The sequence below is a fragment of the Pedobacter foliorum genome (genome assembly GCF_013266735.1).
GTDB classification, from domain to species: domain Bacteria; phylum Bacteroidota; class Bacteroidia; order Sphingobacteriales; family Sphingobacteriaceae; genus Pedobacter; species Pedobacter foliorum.
Genome location: NZ_JABSNU010000005.1, coordinates 209,127 through 229,729, shown reverse-complemented (window position 1 = coordinate 229,729; position 20,603 = coordinate 209,127). Strand labels below are relative to the sequence as shown.

Here is a 20,603-nt window from a genome sequence, read left to right as displayed (position 1 = left end):
ATTATGTAGCATCAAATCAAATAAACAAGGGGTATTACTAATTAAGAAATCTAATTCTTTAAAAAGATATTTTTCATGCCAATAATTATGGAGATAGTAGTAGCTATTTAAAAAAAAACAAACGGCCGCCAGTACAAACAAGCGATATAAGATAAAACTGGATTCATACCCAGTCAATAAACCAAATATAAACTATAGTTAATTGCTTTTATGAAACGTAAACTATTGCCGCGCACCCGGCTAAAAACAATGTGCGCCGTTTGTGGAGTTGTGCTCCAATTTTTTTTAAGCTCGGAATTACGGGCTGAAAATAAAAAAACATCAACAAATAAAGATTGGAATACTCCTAATGCTAAGGATTATGAAACAAAGCGATCACAAGACAAGGTTATTACAGGAAAAATAACAGACGAAAGCGGAGCTGGAATTCCTGGCGCGAATGTTCTTGAAAAAGGCACTACTAATGGTGCGGTTTCAGATGGTGATGGAAAATTCACTTTAAAAGTTAAAGGCGAGAGTAGTGTCCTGATAATTTCTTATGTAGGCTATTTAAATAAGGAAATAACGGTTGGCTCTTCATCCGCTATTAATATAAAACTGGAGCCTAATCAAAAAAATCTTGATGAGATAGTAGTAGTAGGTTACGGCACCCAGAAAAGATCTGAACTGACCAATGCCGTGGTACAAACATCTGGAGATGAGATTAAAAAATCTAACGCACTATCAGTCTCAAACTCATTAGCAGGCAGATTAGCTGGATTGTATGTAAACAAAACCAGTGCTGTTCCAGGCTTTGATGATGCGCAAATTTTAGTAAGAGGTCCTAAAACTTCACGAAACAGTTCTGCACTAATTGTTATCGATGGTGTAGCCAGTGCAGATCCTGATGGTTTAAATCGACTAGATCCTAACGATATAGAATCTATTTCGGTTCTAAAAGATGCTTCTGCAGCCATTTATGGTGCTCAATCAGCCGGTGGTGTTATTTTAGTAACCACTAAAAGAGGTAAAACAGGGAAACCAGCATTTGATTTTACAACCACACATACCTTTCAGTCTCCAACGATGAAAGTAAAATCGGCAAGTGCTCTTGAGTATATGAAGGTTCTTAATGACAGAAGAAAATTAGAAGGCACTCCTCCTGATTTTCCTGAGGCATTGGTTGAATCTTTCAGAAATGGGGAAAGAAGAGCCGAAGACTGGTGGGATGCATTGGTTGATGGCCCGGCCAAACAATCCAGGCAATCTCTTACTATGCGTGGAGGTACCGAAAAAATAAGGTATTTTACTTCTGCTGGTATGGCCAACCAAGGGGGAATTCTTCGTGGAGATAATACTACAAAGCTCAGACAGTACAATGTTAGAAATAATTTAGATGTAACCGTTACTAATAGTTTTGAGGTAGGGCTCGACCTTTCATTCAGAGAGAAATCTACTCAAACCCCTCAGGGAGGTCCTGGAGGAGAAATTGGATATCTTGCTGTCACAAGCCCTTTACAAGAAGCTTATATAGGAGGCGATTATCGCTATCCGGGTGAAGGTTGGTCGCAATCAAACCCTGCTGCAAGGCTGCTAAGCCCTGGCTATCGCAAATATAAAGCCGATGTAGCCAGTGGAACCCTTAGGTTCAAATACAGTATGCCTTATGTACCGGGATTAGCCTTAGAGGGATATGCCTCTATTGTTAAAACAATGAACTATAATAAAACCTTCAACTACACCTGGTTTTATTATGAAAAAAATACAGCGGGAGAAATAATTAAGAAGCCATCAAGAGTAATAGAAGATATTGGATTGAGAGAAGATTTCGATCAAAGCTTAAGAAACACAGAAAATTTAAAGCTTTCTTATACTAAAACAATAAAAGAAGCCCATAAAATTGATGCATTTGTTGCATACGAACAAATGGAATATAGTGCCAATAATTTCTATGCTCAACGTCTTGGTTATGACTCACCTCTAATAGATCAACTTTTTGCGGGGAGTACAGATCGTAAAAACTGGAGTAATGATGGTCGCGCTTCTGAATCCTCCAGACAAAACTATTTTGGTCGTGTAAGTTACGGTTACAAAAGCAAATACCTTCTTGGTTTCAGTGCAAGATATGATGGCTCGCCTATTTTCCCTAAAGAAACCCGTTTTGGTTTCTTCCCACAGGCCTCAGCAGCTTGGGTGGTTAGTAATGAATCATTTATGCCAAAAGACCTGTTTAGTAATTTAAAACTAAGAGCTTCATGGGGCCAATTGGGTAATGACAGAGTAAATCCATTCCAATACATTGGCGCCTTCGGGTATACTGATGGCTGGGTTGTTAACGGAAACGATGTACGAGGTATTGCCGCGACATCAACACCTAACCCAAATATCACCTGGGAGGTAAGCGAAACTACAGATTTAGGCTTGGAGGCAGGTTTTCTAAACAACAAGTTAACCTTTGAGGTAGATGTATATAAAACCAAAACATCCAATATTTTAGGAAAAAGACAAGCTTCTATTCCAGGTTACACCGGCTTGATACTTCCAGATGAAAATATTGGCAAAATGGATAGCAGAGGTATTGAGTTTCAGGCCGGATACACCCAGAATCTGGGGGATTTAAATCTTAAATTCAATGGAAATATATCTTACAATAAGAACAAAATAGTTTATTTTGATGAAGCACCTCAGGCAGAACCCTATCAAAAGCTAGAAGGAAATCCTCTTGGATCTGATTTAGTATATAAAGCAATAGGCATCTACAGAACCCAACAGGATTTGGATAATAACGTAAACTATCCAGGTGCCCAATTAGGAGGGTTAATTTTTGCCGACTTAAACAACGACGGCGTTATCAATACAAATGACCGCTATAGATTTGATGATACTGCATTTCCAAGAACAGAAGCAACAAATGCACCTCACATTCCTTTCCCTAAAATGCAATTTGGGTTGAACATTGGAGTAGATTACAAAAACTTCGATTTAACAATGTTACTGCAAGGGCAAAGCGGAGCTAAATGGCGCTTAAGCAATGGTTTCAATTCAGGAGCAAACGGTAATGGACTAGCCTACGTCGCTAAAAATAGTTATTCATTAGAAAACCCTAATTCAATACTTCCGAGAATTGGGCCAACAGGTTTAGAAGGTTCAGATAGTGACTTTTATTATCACAATTCAGTATGGGTTCGTTTCAAATCGGCTGAACTAGGATACACGCTTCCAAAAGATGTAATTTCTAAAATTGGAATTTCGGCATTAAGGGTATACGTATCTGGAGACAACCTATTCATGCTATATAATAACCTTAAAAAGTATGGAGCAGGTGATCCTGAATTCTTAAGTGGAAATGGTGGGGTTTATCCTAATATGAGAACCTTAAGTTTTGGACTTAATCTTACTTTCTAATTACAACTCATATGAAATATTTAATACTCAAAAATAAAATAGCCAAAAGAGCATTTACTATACTGCTTATAGGCCTCGCCGCTTCCGCGTGTAAGCGTGATTTGTTGGATAAAAAACCATTAGATGCAATATCTGAGGATGTTGTTTTTAAGGACGCTACATTTCTTCAAAATTATGTATACAATGTGTACAATGGAATAAAACCACCATGGAGCCCGGGAGTTGGAGGATTTGAGGCACTGACCGACATTGCAGTTAATCAGCCTGAAACTCACAGTAGATCGGGAGGTATCCGCCAGTATATAGAAGGAAATCTTAATCCTGACAATGTTACAGACCTTACCAACATCTGGACTGATGAATATGGTTATATCAGAAAAGCTAATATCTTTTTTGAAAAGGTTGAAAACTCTGAAATTGCTCCTGAGAAACTAAATCCAATGAAGGGTGAGGTTCACTTTTTACGTGGCTGGATGTATTTTGAACTAATGCGCACTTATGGTGGCGTACCAATTATTAAAACCAGCTATAATTTAAATGACAATAGCTTTGATACACCTAGAAATACTTTTGATGAATGTGCTGCCTTTGTATTAAGTGAATGTGATTTAGCAATCGGATTATTAGATGGCCAACCTGTTAATGCCGGAAAAATCAGCAAGGCAGCGGCTCTTGGCTTAAAAGCACGAGTATTGTTGTATTTAGCCAGTCCTCTGAATAACCCTTCAAATGATATCTCTAAATGGCAAGCTGCTGAAGTAGCAACCAAAGCTGTTCTCGATGCAGGATTTACATTACATCCAACACATGAGGATTTGAATGTAAAACCACTAAAAACAGATGAAATCATCTTCGGTAAATCCTTTACTCCCGGAACCAGAATTCCGGATTGGGGTATGAATTACGATTATTGGCCTAGCGGATTTGATGCACAACAACGCCTTATGCCTACCCAAACTTTTGTTAATATGTTTCAATTGACAAACGGAGAATATCCATATCTTGCTGATGGCACATCTGTAAATCCTGCTTCTGGTTATGACCCACAGAATCCAGAGAAAAACAGAGACCCAAGATATTACAGCTATATTGTTTACCCTGGTGCTGGCCCATTTACTATAAATGATGGGGCAAAGAGTACAGTAAGAACATACGAATACTGGGAGGATGCAAACCCTAACCCAAATAATGCACCGCCGTACTTAAATCCGAATAAAATAGATTCCAAAAATGGACAAGAACTGTTTGATTTCGGTAGGGATTCCAAAACCTATTGGGTAAAAGGATTAACTCCATTCCATTGGAGGGTTCAAACCGGATATACATTCAAAAAACTATTGGATTTTGAAGGACCTCGTGCAAGTTTTGATTACGATTACAGTCAGGTAATCATTTTCTTGAGATTAACAGAGTTTTATTTAAACTATGCCGAAATTCAAATAGCATTAGGCAAAGAGCCAATTGCACGCGAGTACATAAATAAAATCAGAAAAAGATCATCAGTTAACATGCCTGATATCACCAGTTCTGGTGCCAATTTAGTAAGAGATTATAGAAATGAAAGAGCTATAGAATTACACCTGGAAGATTCCCGCTTCTACGACCTTATGCGCTGGAAAGCCGCTCCAGGAAATGTAGATGTTGCAGTAAGAGGACTAACCAGCGTTAAAATGGACTGGACAGGAGCTAAAGTTGGTGACTTAAAAGGTAAACTGACTTATACTTATGGTGTGATATCGGAAGCTGAAGTAAGAAAACCATGGAAAGGAGATTACTATTACTTGTTCCCAATTCCGAGAGGCGAAATAAGAAGAAGTAACGATGCCCTAAAACAAAACCCTGGTTATGACCAATAATCGTATTACAAACTATAACTAGATCAAAGTTACCTATCATCTGATAGACGCTCGAAAACCCAATGGCAAATATCGGCCATTGGGTTTATTATTTTTAATTATTAATCTAAAAACTAGCGCTTACTTTTTGTCCTTTAATCAGGTTAACCTCATAAACATCTCCTGTTTTATTTACATTTTTAATGCTCCATTTCGGTTTTCTTCCATCAAAATTATCCTTAATTCTAACTTTTCCGGCTTTTGAAGCGACGATGCTAAATCCGACAGTCAAATTGTTTTTCCGTATTGCAGATACCTTATAGCCTCCCTCAGCTCTTAAATTTGTGAACGAAGCATTAGCCCATTTTTCTGGCGTAGCCGGAAAAATACGGATAACCCCTGTGTTTATTTTACCGGGTGCTGAGCTCCAGCTTTGAAGCAACATTTCATGAACCGCTTGTGAGGCCAAAAAGTTACCTTCTAAAGTAAACGGACGGTATGTAAAATCCGAAAATCCACTTTTAGTCTGATCACCATTAACATGAAAGCCATTGCGCAATACAAATGCTTTAACAAAAATATCCAGATCCTTAACAGCACCTTCGGCATCCCCGACTCTTGCCTTAAGGCAACTCATCCACGAAAAGCTATAACCACACCATTGACTTGTTCCTAATTTATCCCAACTTTTTAAACTCGCGTCTATTATCTGTGTAGCCTTTTCACCATTTTCCGTCGTAATTAAATTAAAAGGATACAAGCCGATGATATTAGACAAATGGCGGTGACTACTCTTCAGCTCATTATTTGCATCCAACAGCAATGTGCCATCATCCTTAGTATGAAAATCTCCTAACGCTGTAGCGGCCTCATCCCATTTTTTTATATCAGAACTTTTACCACAAGCTTCAGCCATTTCCTTTAGAGATAGAAATAACATCTTTAAACTCATCAAATCATAATTACTATTAGGTTCAAGCCAAGCTTTAGGGCTGTTATCAAACATTTCAGGAGAAGAAGAAAGAGGCAGTTTCAAAATCCCATTAGCATCCTTTTTCAGTAGTCCTAACATACACTCTCCTACCTCTGAACTCCATGGATAGGCTTTTTCTTTCAAGAATTTATCATCAGCAGTATAAGCCCAGTGAAGGTAAAATAAATGTGCACTCCACGCACTCATTGATGGCGACATACTATATTGTCCCCATCCACCCAATGGTTGTCCGCTATAAGACATTACACCTGGGCAAGCTAATCCTTTAGTACCATAAAAATCTTTGGCAAAGGCTCGAAACGAGTCGCGTCGATCCCATAGAAAATTAAGGTAAGAAGCACCCTCATCAAAACGGCCTGACTCCTGATAAGCCATATAAGTCATCTGAGTATTCAAATCATTATGATAATCTCCTTTCCAAGGAGGTAGCGAACCATTATCTGCAGTCCAAACTCCTTGCAAGGGCATTGGAGGAGCATTTAAACGTGATGCTGCCCCATAAAAATATTGAACTAAGTTGTATTGTTTTTGAACAGCAGTATCCGGTACACTTACACTTGATTTCTGCCAAAATGCATTCCACCATTGTTTATGAGGCTTAAGGTTAGCCTCATATCCTTTTGCTAAAGCCACCATACAGCGTTTCGCAGCAAGCGAAAGAAAATCACCTGCATCCGATGTAGAGGTAATAGTAACGGCAAGTAAAGTCTCTTTGTTAATTACTTTTTTCTCTATATAAACGCAATATTTTAATCCTTCTGCTGCTTCCTGTATGTACCATTGTGCATTACCCTTTTTTCCTTTAACAGCATCAGGGTAACCCAGCTTACTTACAGAACCACCACTGCTTGGACCGCCCTTTTCATCTACATTTTTACGATATACATCCGAAGTACTCAAAAGGTCAACAGCATCCGGAATAGTTCCTTTAACTGAAAGCAATGCCACAGGCTCACTAGCACTATACAGAGCCCTCACTACAGCCCCCGATTTAAAATAAGCCAAGCCCTCGGCAGTAGCCAATTTCAGTTCAAAGCTCTTCGCAATCTGGCCAACCGGCAATTTAATTTCAATACGTCCCGCTGGCAGCTTAGTTGGACTTACACCGTTGTATGGGCCATCCCACCACTCATTTACAGTACTAAATTTCTTTTGAGCAATCATTTCTGCTCCTTTTTGATAGGTATACTTTTTCCACCACTCCTTTTCACCTGTAGTGCGTTCATCCCATAAATCACCTCTATCCAGAGATAGTCTTATGGTATTATCCTCTCCCCATAACAAGCCACCCATCAAACCATTCCCTAATGGGATAGCCTCATCCCAGGTGTTTATAGGAGCTTTTAACAACAAATTAAAACGTGCATCAGGTATTTGCGCGCAGACTGTAAAAACACAGCCTAGATTTAACAATAATAAAATAATTTTAAAGGGCTTCATTTTGTGTAGTTTAGAAGTATTACAAATTTTATCCATTTCTGATGCCAAAAACCTTCTCATAAGGGCATGAAATTACTAGCATACAATATCTTCGCTAATCACCAGAAATTCAATAGAGAATTCAGTAAAAGCATGAATTATTCTATTTTTATATATCAAATATATTTCAATGGAAGTACTATTTTTCAAGCCTCAATCTGAACTACTTAAAAAGTACATTGATTACTTCTACTTGATCAATAAGAATGACCTTTCAGAAAACGTCTCTTATTATACTTTTCCTCAAATCAACTCCATTGTTTCTATTAACCATAACCCAAGATTTATATTTGAAAAAAATAAAGTCACCGTAAAGAGAAACCGCAAACTTACAGTGCTTTCCACATTAATTTGTAATTACAGTAAACCTATTGAAGTAAGTATCCCAGGCTACCTTAATGAAATTACAATCAGCTTTAAGCCATTGGGTTTAAATGCATTTCTGGATAAAGATCTGAACACATACACTGACATTTATTTTTCTTTTTTCAACCCTTATATAGATTTCCATCCGGTGATGGCCGAAATTCTATCTTTAAACTCATCAACTGAAAAAATTAAACAACTAGAGGATTATCTTATTACTAAACATAGAAAATTCAATCACCCTTTTCTGCATGAGGTATTAGCAGATATGCTCAATGCAGATTGCAACTATACCATAAAGGATATTGCAGCCAAATATAAAATCAGCAGAAAAACGCTATACAAGCATTTCGAAATTCATATAGGAAAAAGTCCGGCTGAGATGAGGAAATTGATCCGTTTTAGACAGATCATTAAAGAGCATATAAAGTTTAACGAAAAATTTAAACTTTGTGATATTGCACATAAAGTCGATTTCTTTGATCACTCCCACCTCATCAAAGATTTCAAGTCAATAACAGGACTTACACCAAAAACATATTTTAAAAAGGTAAGCCCCCTAAATGATGGATTAGTGAGTTGGCTATTTATATAAAAATGATGGTTACACTTTTACTATTTTAAAGGAAATCAGATACTTATTTTTGCGGCCGCATAATAAAAGCAAACAAGTACGTTATGGAAAGAGCCATCATATTAGATGAATTAAAATCCTTGTTACTACATAAATTCGGCATCAATACGCTTAACCCCTCTCACTGTAAGTTTATTGCAAATGAGATAAAAAATTTAACCAACAAAAATATCAGCGAAACAACTGTCAAGCGTGTATTCGGATTCGCTAGTGTAAAACACAATTTCTCACAGTATACATTAACACTGTTAGCAGACTTCAAAGATGAAATAAGAAAGCAAATAAAGTCCAACCACAGGGAAACCTCAATAGAAAAAAACACTCTCAGCAGGAAATTTTCTGAGAAACATTTTGATTCTTTCTTAAGCAGTGCTCACAATTTCACTTGTTTTATGTCGCAGGATGAAAATGAAAAAACCATTCTCTTTGCTCAACTTGCCGAGCGTTTGTTATCTGATCCGGCTCACAAATTCAGTTCATTATTGTTTCTAAATGCACACCGCTTTTTATGCGATGACTTTGGGGTACTAAACATATCATCCTGTATCAAAAATGAATTAGGTATTGAACAGTCTAATGATTTAATTAAATATGTAGATAGCTACTGTAAACATTCAAACTCGACACTAGTTATCTTTATTGATGACTTTAATGAACCGGAAATGAAGCACCTTTTTAAAAGACACTTTTTTAAAAGGTTACATGATTTTATTGAAGAAATTGAAAATAGTCATATAAAATTAGTGATCAGTTTGAAGTCTATTGATTGGGTCAAATTTATAGAATCCAAGGCCTCTTAGCACCCTTAATAGATGTGTTTATACCTGATAATTTGGTTTTATCGGCTAAAACATGTACTTTTTCTGAAACACGATATTGTTTTTATTGTTTTCAGTATAATTCTTATTTAATCCCGAATTAATGATTAAAAAATTACCAGTACCCTTATGGACCATTCTATCCCCAATCGTAGCCTGGCTAGCATATTTTGCCAATTCACTAGATCTCGGAGTTTTTTATACATTTTTTCTGGCGGCTGTACTTGTTGCAGCTGTACTCGCTGCAGTACATCATGCCGAAGTTGTTGCTCATCGTGTTGGGGAGCCATTTGGAACTTTGCTATTGGCACTTGCCATTACCGTAATTGAAGTAGCGCTAATTGTTTCTTTAATGCTAACCGGTGGTCCAGATACCGCCGCTCTTGCCAGAGACACCGTTTTGGCTGCTGTGATGATCATTTTAACCGGAATTATTGGTTTGTGCCTACTAGTAGGAGGTGCAAAATTCAAAGAACAGGTTTTCAGTTTACCGGGAGTAAGTGCAGCTGTGGTTACCCTCACTGCAATATTAGTACTTACACTGATCCTTCCAAATTACACAACAAGTAAAGCAGGCCCCGAATACACCCCTACCCAACTCATCTTTGTAGCTGTGGTATGTTTGGTGTTATATGGTGCTTTTGTAATGGTTCAAACCATCAGACACCGCGATTTCTTTTTACCTCCTGATGCTGATGGCAATGAGGAAGTCCACGCCGAACCACCAACTAATAAAGTTGCCTTACTGAGTACATTTTTATTGCTTTTATGTTTAGGGATTGTAGTTCTCCTGGCAAAAGCCCTGGCACCTGATATAGAAAATGCGGTAGTTAATTTTGGCGCGCCAAAATCATTAGTTGGGGTAATTATTGCTGCTGTTGTATTATTGCCCGAAGGGCTCGCAGCATATCGAGCGGCCAGAAAGAACCGTTTGCAAACTAGCCTAAATCTGGCTTTAGGATCTGCCTTGGCTAGTATTGGCCTAACCATTCCAGCGGTAGCAATCGTATCTATGGTAACAGGGATGACAATTACATTGGGTATCGACATGAAGGCTACAGTACTATTACTACTGGCACAGTTTACAATTATGCTTTCACTGGCAACCGGCCGCACCAATATATTACAAGGAATAGTACTAATAGTTATATTTATGGTTTATCTTTTCACTATTATAGCCCCTTAATTACCAGCCTTAATGGCATCACGCAATGCTTTTTCTTTATCACCATTCCAGTAAGCACAATCTAGCTGTAAGAAAACAGAGGTGTAAGGAATTGTTTCATTTGTTTTAATAACCAGAACTTTAAACAACTTTGATTCAGTATCAAGCTTTTTAAATACAGAATCGTGAGGCATGGTCTCAACTTTTTGAGTACCGAAAATTGTTTTGGCTCCCAAAACAAACTCCTTCACTCCTTTAGCCTGGCTTTCTGTAATAAAGCCTAGTTCTTTATCCTGATAGACAATAGGTTTAACGTGAGCAGAGGAATTCACTTGTGTTAACACCTCCTTTAATACAGGCAACAAGCTCTCGTTAACATAAATATAATCCATTCCTGGTGCATTTTGCTCCGGGAATGCTTTATCCACAACTAGAATCCAATTCCTATGTCCAAGTAATGGTAATTTCTGATTAAGCTGTTCTTTCCAACCTTGCGCAAGATTTTCAGTTGTTTTAATGCTATAATTCTGGCAGCCAGACAGAATTATTGTACTACCGAATACCAAAACTATTAGTAGTTTTTTAAACATCTTAACCGATTTACTCATATTAGAAATTCTATTTATGAAAAAGATTTAATTGAACCTCTTACAAGGTATACACTTTACACGATAGAATTTCTAATATGCCAAAATCACTTAATACTATGATAAAATTAAATAAAAAGTTTCCTAACCCTCCTCAAGCCCCTCTAAGTACTGCATTGAGAAAATCTATTTTTTTAACATAAATATTTGCACTTCCAGGACTTTTATAAACAGCTAGTTTATTATTTTCAATTATGCTCTTAAATTTCTTTAAAGAAATCCCCTTAATATTACAAGCCTCAGTTTGACTATAGTACAATTTTGTATCAATCATGATTACAATATTTAATAGAGTCAATTTAACCTGAAATCATTTGAACTAAACACTACACTTATTGAATAGTAGCAACCAATCTCTAAACTGCAGTAAAGGTAAATCATACTACATTCATCAATGGAGTTGCTTTGTCTAGGATTTCTCAAAATTGATTTCCCAACTCAGAGAAGCAGTCTGTGAGGGTGTATAATTTACCTTTAATAAATTGCCATTTTTCTCAACAGCTGCGGGTTTCCCATCAACTAGCGCCATTTTAAATTTGTAGCCATCCGGCACATAAAAGCTCATCACATACTTGTCATTTACGATCATGCGACTGCGACCTTTGATACTGTTTGAATCCCATAACATCATTTCAATTTCCACTGCTCCCTGAGATAAATGCCTGTTGGTAGAAACCAGCTGTGGATGTTTCAATTTTTCTCGAATTGCAAAAGATTGCAAACCATAAGGAGCCAAACCTTCCGCCTGAATTTGATTTTTCAAAACACCTAAAAATTTGTCGCTCCAAAACTCATAAACAAGATATTCTTTCGATGAATCAAGTCCCAAATCTTTGAAAGCTACTCCCTTTGCATGAGTTCCGGTATTATCCTTTTCCGACCAATTAAGAATATGAAAAACATTCCAACTTTCAATATCAGTATTGAATTCGTTAAGCCAATAAGGACAAACATTTCCAAACTGATCTCCATCAACCGGTGCAGGGCTTTTCCCCGAGACAATTTCGGTTCTTTGGTGACTTTTTAACCAATCTGTTTTTGAGGCATCGAAATCATACAACTGACCAGGAACAGAGAACAAAACAGGTGAGGAACGACGGAGTCCAATAAGATTATTTTCATTTTCATATACTTCTGGTTTATCACTAAGTAACAGCATGGCGCCAGCTATCGAAGCTAATGCCGGCCTAATTATAGACTCATTACGAATTGCTTTTATGTCTTTTGTTTCTGTAATGTTGCCAGTACCCTGGCCTGCTTTTCGAGGGAGTATGTCACAATGATCAGGGTCATTACGCCAAACGATACCATTCCATGAGTTATACTGCTGCATTGTTACTGGTCCAAAACCATCACCACCTATACGACAGGCATCCACCAAACCTATTGATTCAGGAAGTGTGCCCCAACAGGCAAGAATAAAAGCTTTATCCCCCAACTCTTCACGCGCAATTTGAAGATAAGCTCTAACCACTTGATCAGGTGTAACCCCTTTCCGTTTACACCAATCTAAATTATTATTCAGACAATCATAAAGAAAATGGCGAAGTTGATCTATTTTTACATATTCTAACCCTGCATTTTTCAACCCCTTAAAAGTTGGACGAATAAGTGCTTCGACCACCTCAGGATTGGTTGCATCCATAGTGTAACTAACCCATGGAGTTTCTACAGGTTTTCCATTTTTATCTGTTACAAACCAATCGGGATGTTCATTTGCTGTTTTTTTATCAGAGAAAAAACAACCCATCCAAATAGCAGATTTGAAACCAGCAGCATTAATACTGTTAACATAATTGGCAATTCCTCCAGGAAATAGATCTTTCTTCCAATCTAGCCATGTTGTTGGGCGACCGCCATAATAACTATTTGCCATTTCACTATTTCCTCGTCCTTTGTCGTTCTCACCCTGGTAAACATCATCAATCTGAATAAAGCGGTATCCGTAGTCAGCAAAGTGCTTTTTCTGCCAAACCTCCAATATTTTGTTCTGGTCTTTTTCTGTAAATTCTCTGAAGTATGCCCACCAGGAAGACCAACCAGTAATCGATTCTTTATAAACCTTATAATTCCAAGGTTGATAGTAAGGTAGGTTTTTATGCTTTTGATAATATTTGGGATAAAATATAATTTCCTCTCGATTATTTTTGAACGTAAGTTCAAAGCTGGTCAGTCGCTCCGCAATTTTTCTTGATTTGATACCGGTACCCTCCGAAGCCTGCAACATCCAGTCGAGGTTACGATCATAGATAGCATTGTTTCTCAAATTGTTACTTAACCCATGCGAAGTTCTTATGATTGCAAAAGCTCGCTGAGCCTTACCGCCTGTTTCGGCTGCAAGTGCTTCGCCACTTCCATTAACCTTTGCTTTAAACCCATTTCTTTTATTTAATTGAATTGTTATTTTTTGGGTAATGGCACCATTTCCACTTGAGGTTGTTGTTACCTTAACCTTTTCATTAAACTGTGCTGCAAAAATTTCAATGCCATTATAAATCAAACTCATGTTTTTGCCATCATTACTAAGTCTTACTTTAGCAGATGAATTTTCAGGGCCGCCTGGCGGCTCTTGTAGATTTTTAAACGGTTGTCCAAAACCGGATTTTGGCAAAAGTAATTGTATTGCTAGTATAAGTATACAGGAATACAGGATGTTTTTTTTCATGTTATTTTTTTCTTAAATCTGTTATTTTCATACAGATATATTGTTAATGCTTTAAGTCAAATTTCATATCAGATCGTATATCTGTCTTTTGCATATTCAGTAAACTAACCACAGGTAATTCTTCAGATCCGAAGTCATTGCCGTTAATATTAACTTTTGTGTTCCCAGTCAATAAAATAGCAGGTCTTTTTTCACCTACCTTCAAAAAATTAGTTTGAATAATCTTATTATTAATAAATGTCAATCCATCAGTACTTCTTGCAGATAATATGGGATAATCATAAACCTTAAATACATTATCCGCTATGCGAATATTTTTATGAACATAGTAATTTGGCACCAATTGATGGTTTTGAGGATTAATACTAATTACATAATTATTTGGTGATGAATTGTGCCCGCATTCTATAAACTGATTACTTCGGATCGTGACATCAGTAACCGGTCCGGATTCGTACCATCCAGAGGCATCGTTTTCGATTAAAATAGCATGCATTCCCGTACGGTAATATATATTGTTTTCTATGACCACCTTACGGCGGGTAGTAATTAAATTACCACGGGATATGGTGCCTGCAAACAGTGAATTTTTGATAACCACCGATGGTGTCCATGTTATGTTTTCAAGTGCATCTCCAACTTTTAACTCAGCAGTAAAAGGCTTTTGCATTTCTACCAACATCTCCCTTTCCGAAATTAATTTCGCAGTTTTAACTACACCCTGCGCAAAAATCTGTAAGGAAGAAGCGTGAAGATAAGCCACAGTATCTCCGGAAATAAATGCTTCAAAACCATAAGTTTGATGATGCATAAATTTTAATTTCAGAGAAGTTGCCGATACAATTTCACTTACTATAAGATGTGTACCGTGAACATTTACAGGATCATCATGCAAACCATTAAAGCGACAATTATTAATGGTGATTTGCCCTTTACAGCCAGAAAAATGCATCCCATCAGCTGATGAGGCGATTACACGACCACTTCCTTTTTCAGGCTCCACAAAAACACTATCAAAGTTTAAGTTTTCGGAAAATTGCGAAACAATTCCCAATCCATGAAGCGAGTACATCTTCAGGTTATGTAACTTAATATTTTTAGACCGATTGTTGAACGCACAAACATAATCGCGATAAGGATCTCTAATGGTTAATACGTCATTTGGCTGAGCTTTAAATTTTGAAAAATCACCAGTAAACTTTACCGTAAGCGGATCAATTTTTTCGGCCTTACTTGCTAAAAAAGGATCCCATTTGCTATAAAACAAACTACCTTCTGTAGGGCGTACCAAAACCGCGTGATAATTCCGCGTCATCCATTTTTCGCCATACCATTCTAACCTGTTATTGATAATAGCGAATTTACTATCGGGATGTATACTGGCTATAACACTTGTTGGTGTTAACTCTTTGATGGTCATTTCAGACATGCCCGGACGTTCGTAGTTTATCGCCAGGTTTTGAATTGTTATATTTTCACAGCTATCCAGAACCCAGGTAACCATTTTCCCATGAAATACAAACACTGAGCCGTTGCCTTCTATTGTAATATTTTTTAATCCTTTTAGAAACAAGCCAACCCTTTGTTTTTTTACCGGAAATTCTTTCTCAGAAGAAGAGTTCGAAATATAATAATACGTTTCGGTGGCATTATCAGGCCAAAAATCATATCTCCCTTTCGGAAAATTCAATACTGATTCTGGCTGCTCCTTGGTGGCATTAATGGCTTTTTTTACACCTTCGGTAGCGTCAGCAAAGGTGTTTGGGTTTACGCCAAATTTAGTAACATCAATTACCTGAGCCCTTACTTGAAAGCAAGAAAACAATAATAAAACTGCAAAATATTTTTTCATATTAATTTTTAAGCATAAATACCATCTGATACTGAGGCACTGCTTTAATACTTTTAAACATACTGCCTTTGCTTTTTATTTCATCAACCAAATTCTCAGGTACTCCCGTAGTTTTATTGTCCCAATCCGAAATGGTTAGCTCCACATCACTTTGTTTTGAAAATCTTTCCATAGCAATTTGCCAGGTGGTACCATTATAAAGATTATCAGTAATGTACTTACCATTTTGCGTTATTTTACAAACATTACCTAAATAATCAACATTTAAAATCAAGTCGTTTACATTACTTGGTAAAGCAGATGGAAAACTGATAATAGCCCTTTGCTTTTCCGGATATTTGATTGATACCTTTGGTACATAAAGTTGCGTTTTTTGCTGATAAGTATCAAACAAAGTGCTTGCGTGACCAGCTAACTGCAATTTTTGATTAGTAAATGCATTTAATTCTTTAGGATAAACCTGCATATTAAAATTAGCCCGACCTACTTGTTGCAATGTGATTTTATCGTTTTCGGCCAATACATCAGCATCTGTAATTAACAAAGCCTCCTGATTTTTCAGTTTGATACGCCAGGCATTTTCGACTTGTTTGCGAGTTAAAAAAACGAGAGTTATATTATTGCCATCCGTATCTGAAAAACTTAGATCAGATTTATTAGTGGTTGTCAATTGCACTTCATTACTTTTAATCTGACTTTGCCACCCTGCAAAATTTTTGGTTTTAAGAGTGCCCTTAGTCAAAGCTAACTGTGGTTTTACACCCGGTAATTGCTGAAAAAACAAAGTGATATTTTTCCCGTTTACCAGCCTTACAAATGGCTGTGCTGTTACATATTTAATTACGGCTGAACCAACTTTTAAATTAAACGGTAATATGGCGGTGGTTTGACCTTTAAGGGTTAACTCAGGGAAACTGATAGTTTCATTGGCCAAATTCACCTGCATGCTTACAGTTTTATCAGGCATAGTTACCCGAACTTGTGTATTTCCCAAAAATAAAAATCCACTGTTGCCCTGTGCCCTGGCCACATACCTTAAGTTTTTGGTATCCATTTCATCACGCACCGGATTCTCTGGCTCATAAACCTGCATTGCAGCCAAATCAGAACCAAAGTCATTAACAAAAGAGTGGAGAACTTTAAGATATTTATACGACGGTCTAAGTAAACCGAACTCACTTATTGGCGATTGAAAATCATAGCTTTCAGGAAGACCAGGCTCTTTTAGTCCAGGTGTTTGCGTACCACCATGAAACATATAATAACCAGCAAGGTTCATACCACGCCCAATTTGATTTTGAAGATGAGCCTCTACTACTTCGGGTTTAACCACAAAACGATTGGCGAACATCATTTGGCTTCCACAGCCTTGTTCGCACAAACCTTTCGGAAACATATTCACATCATAAAATACTTTCCCAAGGGCATCAGTCATGATCCATTGGTCATTACCGTATAAAAAATCCTTTGTCGGACCTCCTCCAGCCTTTTCCCAACCACGATAAGGATAAGATCCTTGTAAAGGTATTACCTCCATCTTTTTATCATCGAAAACAGTGTTAGCTGTTATTGTCCAATATGCCGGATTGATTTGTGCTTTAAGGGCAATTTCTTTCAGTTTGGTAATGTGCTCTGCTTGTCCACTGGCGTATTCGTTTTCTAACTGTACACCAATAATTGGCCCACCCTGTGCAAAGTATTGCCCGTTCGTCTGAACACCAATTTGGTTAAACAATTTGGTCGATTCTTTTAAATATTCAGGATCATTACTTCTACGACCTTTCATTTTCTGTATCCAATCCGGATGCCCCCCATGTAACTGCTCACCATGACTCCACGGACCAATACGTAACCAAACGTACATATCATGTTTTTGGCAAAGACCGATGAATTTATTGATGTCCCTATTTCCCTTCCAATCCCATACACCTTTTGCAATTTCGTGTTCATTCCAAAAAACGTAGGTGGCTACAATAGATAGGCCTCCGTTTTTCATCTTGATGATCTCCTTTTCCCAATCTTGGGGTAACACACGGTTATAGTGCATCTCGCCCATTATCGGAAACCAAGGTTTTCCATCCTTTTCAAAATACTGGCTATTTACCGATAAAACCGTTCCTTTCGGACTTTTAGCCGACATAGGAATAACAGTCTTTTGCTTCTCAGATGTATTGTGTACATCTATTTTATAAACCTGAGCTCTTAATTGAGAAAACAATAAACTACTCAAAGCAAGGCCTATTAATTTCGTTTTAAACATATTCATTGGAATTTCACATTAGCTAGTTGTAGATGATAGAAAAGAGCCGTCAAAAGCAACGGCTCTAATCAACCTAATCTAACTAACCAATTTATTTATTAAGAGCTGTCACATTAACTGTCCATGTCTTGCTTGCACCATTTGCAGCTTTAACAATGTATTTCAAAGGTTTTGTAGCATCAGTAGGATCACCCAGTGCAGGTGTACCCTCCACTGGTGAAATCTTTGCTGCTGTAGAAATATTCATGTAAAACCACAGTTTACTTTGAACTACTTTTGCTCTTTCTTCAGCGGTAAATTCACCACCAACAGAAGGTACAGTTATCACCACATTTATTGTCGAGCTAGTTTTATCAATAGTTTGTGCAACTGTTAACTTTTGATAAGCAACAATTGGTTGGCCATTCATCATTTGACTGCCATTGAAACGATACTCAATGTTTACCAACGTGATTTCATTTGCATCAAATTCAGGGTACACCGGCAAGTCTTTCTTCAAACAAGAAGAAAGCATGATAATTATAAGGGTAGCTACTAAAGCTACATTCAATTTTATTTGTCTTTTCATAATCTTATATCGTCAAAAAATAAATATTACCATCCAGAATTCTGAGGTCCGAATTTAGAGTTGTTGTCAATAAAACCTTGAGGAATAGGGAATAAATACCTTCTTGAGGCATCAAATCTTCGTTGATTATAGCCGAAATTGAATGATCCTGTAACTATCGCAAAAGATTTCCGGTCCTTTGATATATCCAATACACGGATAGACTCAGTCAAATTGGCAATAGTCCCACCTGATGCCAAACCGTCATTGGCATTTCCACCATACCTACCCCATCTTAATAAACTGTAGTAAAAATCATTTTCTTCCGTCAACTCGACCCTTCTTTCTCTTTTATAATCTTTCCATCCATCAGCTAAATTACCTGCCGCAGATGCAGGTAAAGCACCATGCATCATGCGTGTTTTATTTAAATTAGTTAATGCATTGGCCAAATCCCCTTTAAGTAAATACGCTTCTGCTAAATTCAGATAAACTCTTCCCAGGCGCATACAAACATAATGGTAGTCTGTCTTAACCGAATTCAAATAGCTAGGTGCTACATTGGTATACATTCCTTTTCTGAAATACATATTTGTTACACTTGAACCCCAATCACCACCGTACACACTAATCCAGCGATTGGCATTTCCCTTAGTATTTGTAGTAAATAGTTCATTTGCAAAACGAGAAGAATCACTAACGATGGAGCTTTTCCATCTGGCATCCCGGTTAACATTTGTCAATGTCCAAAAAGTCTCTAAGCTACCTGCTTTAATTCTACCCTGCTTTACAACAATCTCGTCCCCTCCCGAAGGAACTTTATCATTAGGAAAATCTCTTCTTGCATAAGGAGCACGCACATTTACCCCCTCATCTACAGCAGCAAAATATTGAGAAGTCTGGTTCCAAGGCAATACTTTTGTTGGATCTGCCTTATCAATAACCAAGTAATCATCAGCCAGGTTTTGACTTGGAAAGTACTCCGGCCAAAGTTCAAAAGCTACCGGCTTACTAAACAATGGGCCTCCGTCAAATTTTTTCACCTTATCATTAGATATATTTGGAAAAGCATTTTGCATAGGTGTATTTTGTACTATGTTATCTATTGCCTTTTTGTAAATACCAAAAATAATCTCAACTGAAGTACTTTTAGTTTCATTAAACATCCCTTCGTAGTCGGCTTCCAATGCGTATCCTCCACCAATTACCAATTGAGCATTGGTAATAATCTTTTCAATAAGAGGGTCAGCGGAATTCACATTAGCTGCAGCTGGATAGTTTTTATAAGCCAGAGCTTGCAAACAAGCCTCTGTTAAAAAGGCGGCGGCTACGTATTTGTTGGCCCTTCCGGCAATTTTAGTTGTTGGCAAGTCAGCCACAGCATCTTCCAGATCCTTAATAATATAATTATAACTTTCTACAGGCGTAGCAACAGTAGGCAGTTTAAAATCATCACTTTCAGTTAAAACATTGTCTATCCACACAATACGACCAGTTTTCCTTGCGACACCGAAATAAGACATCGCCCTTAAAAATTTGCCTTCCGCAATCAATACCTTCTTATCAGCATCGGTTATTCCCGTTGATTCTCCAACTTTTTTGATAATCAGGTTGCAACGGCGGATTTCCGCCCAATTGTTAAAGTTGTCCAAGATTTTGCTGTCGCCGTGGTCGTTCCAATCATAACTATTTGTTAAGCTTTCGCTAAAAACAGTAAATGCATTTCTAGCAGTTCCATCGGTAGCCAAAATATTTGAAGTTCTTGTATCAGGTCCAGGACCACTTCTATAAACATCCATAATTCCATATGTACCATAGATGAACGTCTCAGCATTAGCCTTGGTACTCCATATTATGTCTTCTTTTACCTTATCTAAAGGCTCCACATCCAGAACCTTTTTACAGGAACTTATTACGAACGCGCAACCAATTATTATTAATATTTTTATTTTCATTT

General features: G+C 37.4%; 13 protein-coding genes. 5 read left to right on the top strand and 8 right to left on the bottom strand.

Going from position 1 to position 20,603, the window contains the following annotated elements; all coding sequences use genetic code 11:
• Positions 1 to 210 precede the first annotated feature (210 nt).
• A complete protein-coding gene (locus HQN83_RS12625) occupies positions 211 to 3,384 on the top strand; it encodes a SusC/RagA family TonB-linked outer membrane protein (RefSeq protein WP_173090709.1) in 3,174 nt (1,057 codons plus the stop codon).
• A gap of 11 nt (positions 3,385 to 3,395) precedes the next feature.
• Entirely contained in the window at positions 3,396 to 5,240 is a 1,845-nt protein-coding gene (locus HQN83_RS12620) for a RagB/SusD family nutrient uptake outer membrane protein (protein WP_173090708.1), read from the top strand.
• A 106-nt stretch (positions 5,241 to 5,346) separates the two neighbouring features.
• On the opposite strand, the gene HQN83_RS12615 is transcribed toward HQN83_RS12620, so the two are convergent.
• The gene (locus HQN83_RS12615; protein WP_173090707.1) at positions 5,347 to 7,653 is read right to left on the bottom strand and encodes a glycosyl hydrolase family 95 catalytic domain-containing protein; all 2,307 of its coding nucleotides are present in this window, start codon (positions 7,651 to 7,653) and stop codon (positions 5,347 to 5,349) included.
• A 169-nt stretch (positions 7,654 to 7,822) separates the two neighbouring features.
• Between HQN83_RS12615 and HQN83_RS12610 the strand changes: the two genes are divergently transcribed.
• From HQN83_RS12610 to HQN83_RS12600, 3 genes are all read left to right on the top strand, one after another.
• Entirely contained in the window at positions 7,823 to 8,653 is an 831-nt protein-coding gene (locus HQN83_RS12610; protein WP_173090706.1) for a helix-turn-helix domain-containing protein, read from the top strand.
• Positions 8,654 to 8,736: 83 nt separating this feature from the next.
• On the top strand, positions 8,737 to 9,492 hold the full coding sequence (locus HQN83_RS12605; RefSeq protein WP_173090705.1) for a hypothetical protein: 756 nt from the start codon (positions 8,737 to 8,739) through the stop codon (positions 9,490 to 9,492).
• A gap of 121 nt (positions 9,493 to 9,613) precedes the next feature.
• Positions 9,614 to 10,696: a calcium:proton antiporter gene (locus HQN83_RS12600; RefSeq protein WP_173090704.1), complete on the top strand. Its 1,083-nt coding sequence runs from the start codon at positions 9,614 to 9,616 to the stop codon at positions 10,694 to 10,696.
• Here HQN83_RS12600 and HQN83_RS12595 read toward each other — a convergent pair.
• The 7 genes from HQN83_RS12595 to HQN83_RS12565 all read right to left on the bottom strand — a co-directional run bounded on the left by HQN83_RS12595 (position 10,693) and on the right by HQN83_RS12565 (position 20,601).
• Positions 10,693 to 11,283: an RbsD/FucU domain-containing protein gene (locus HQN83_RS12595; protein WP_173090703.1), complete on the bottom strand. Its 591-nt coding sequence runs from the start codon at positions 11,281 to 11,283 to the stop codon at positions 10,693 to 10,695. The two genes, HQN83_RS12600 and HQN83_RS12595, sit on opposite strands and share 4 nt — an antisense overlap.
• A gap of 133 nt (positions 11,284 to 11,416) precedes the next feature.
• On the bottom strand, positions 11,417 to 11,596 hold the full coding sequence (locus tag HQN83_RS12590) for a hypothetical protein (RefSeq protein ID WP_173090702.1): 180 nt from the start codon (positions 11,594 to 11,596) through the stop codon (positions 11,417 to 11,419).
• Positions 11,597 to 11,731: 135 nt separating this feature from the next.
• Positions 11,732 to 13,987: an alpha-galactosidase gene (locus HQN83_RS12585; RefSeq protein ID WP_173090701.1), complete on the bottom strand. Its 2,256-nt coding sequence runs from the start codon at positions 13,985 to 13,987 to the stop codon at positions 11,732 to 11,734.
• 43 nt (positions 13,988 to 14,030) lie between these two features.
• Positions 14,031 to 15,839, bottom strand: a complete 1,809-nt coding sequence (locus tag HQN83_RS12580; RefSeq protein WP_173090700.1) for an alpha-1,3-galactosidase-related protein — start codon at positions 15,837 to 15,839, stop codon at positions 14,031 to 14,033.
• A 1-nt stretch (position 15,840) separates the two neighbouring features.
• Complete coding sequence (locus tag HQN83_RS12575; RefSeq protein ID WP_173090699.1) at positions 15,841 to 18,099, bottom strand: beta-galactosidase; 2,259 nt, start codon at positions 18,097 to 18,099, stop codon at positions 15,841 to 15,843.
• 91 nt (positions 18,100 to 18,190) lie between these two features.
• Positions 18,191 to 18,667, bottom strand: coding sequence for a DUF5018-related domain-containing protein (locus HQN83_RS12570; protein WP_173090698.1), 477 nt, complete (start codon positions 18,665 to 18,667; stop codon positions 18,191 to 18,193).
• A 26-nt stretch (positions 18,668 to 18,693) separates the two neighbouring features.
• Positions 18,694 to 20,601 carry a RagB/SusD family nutrient uptake outer membrane protein gene (locus HQN83_RS12565; protein WP_173090697.1) on the bottom strand — a complete coding sequence of 636 codons (1,908 nt, stop codon included), beginning with the start codon at positions 20,599 to 20,601 and terminating at the stop codon, positions 18,694 to 18,696.
• Positions 20,602 to 20,603 lie beyond the last annotated feature (2 nt).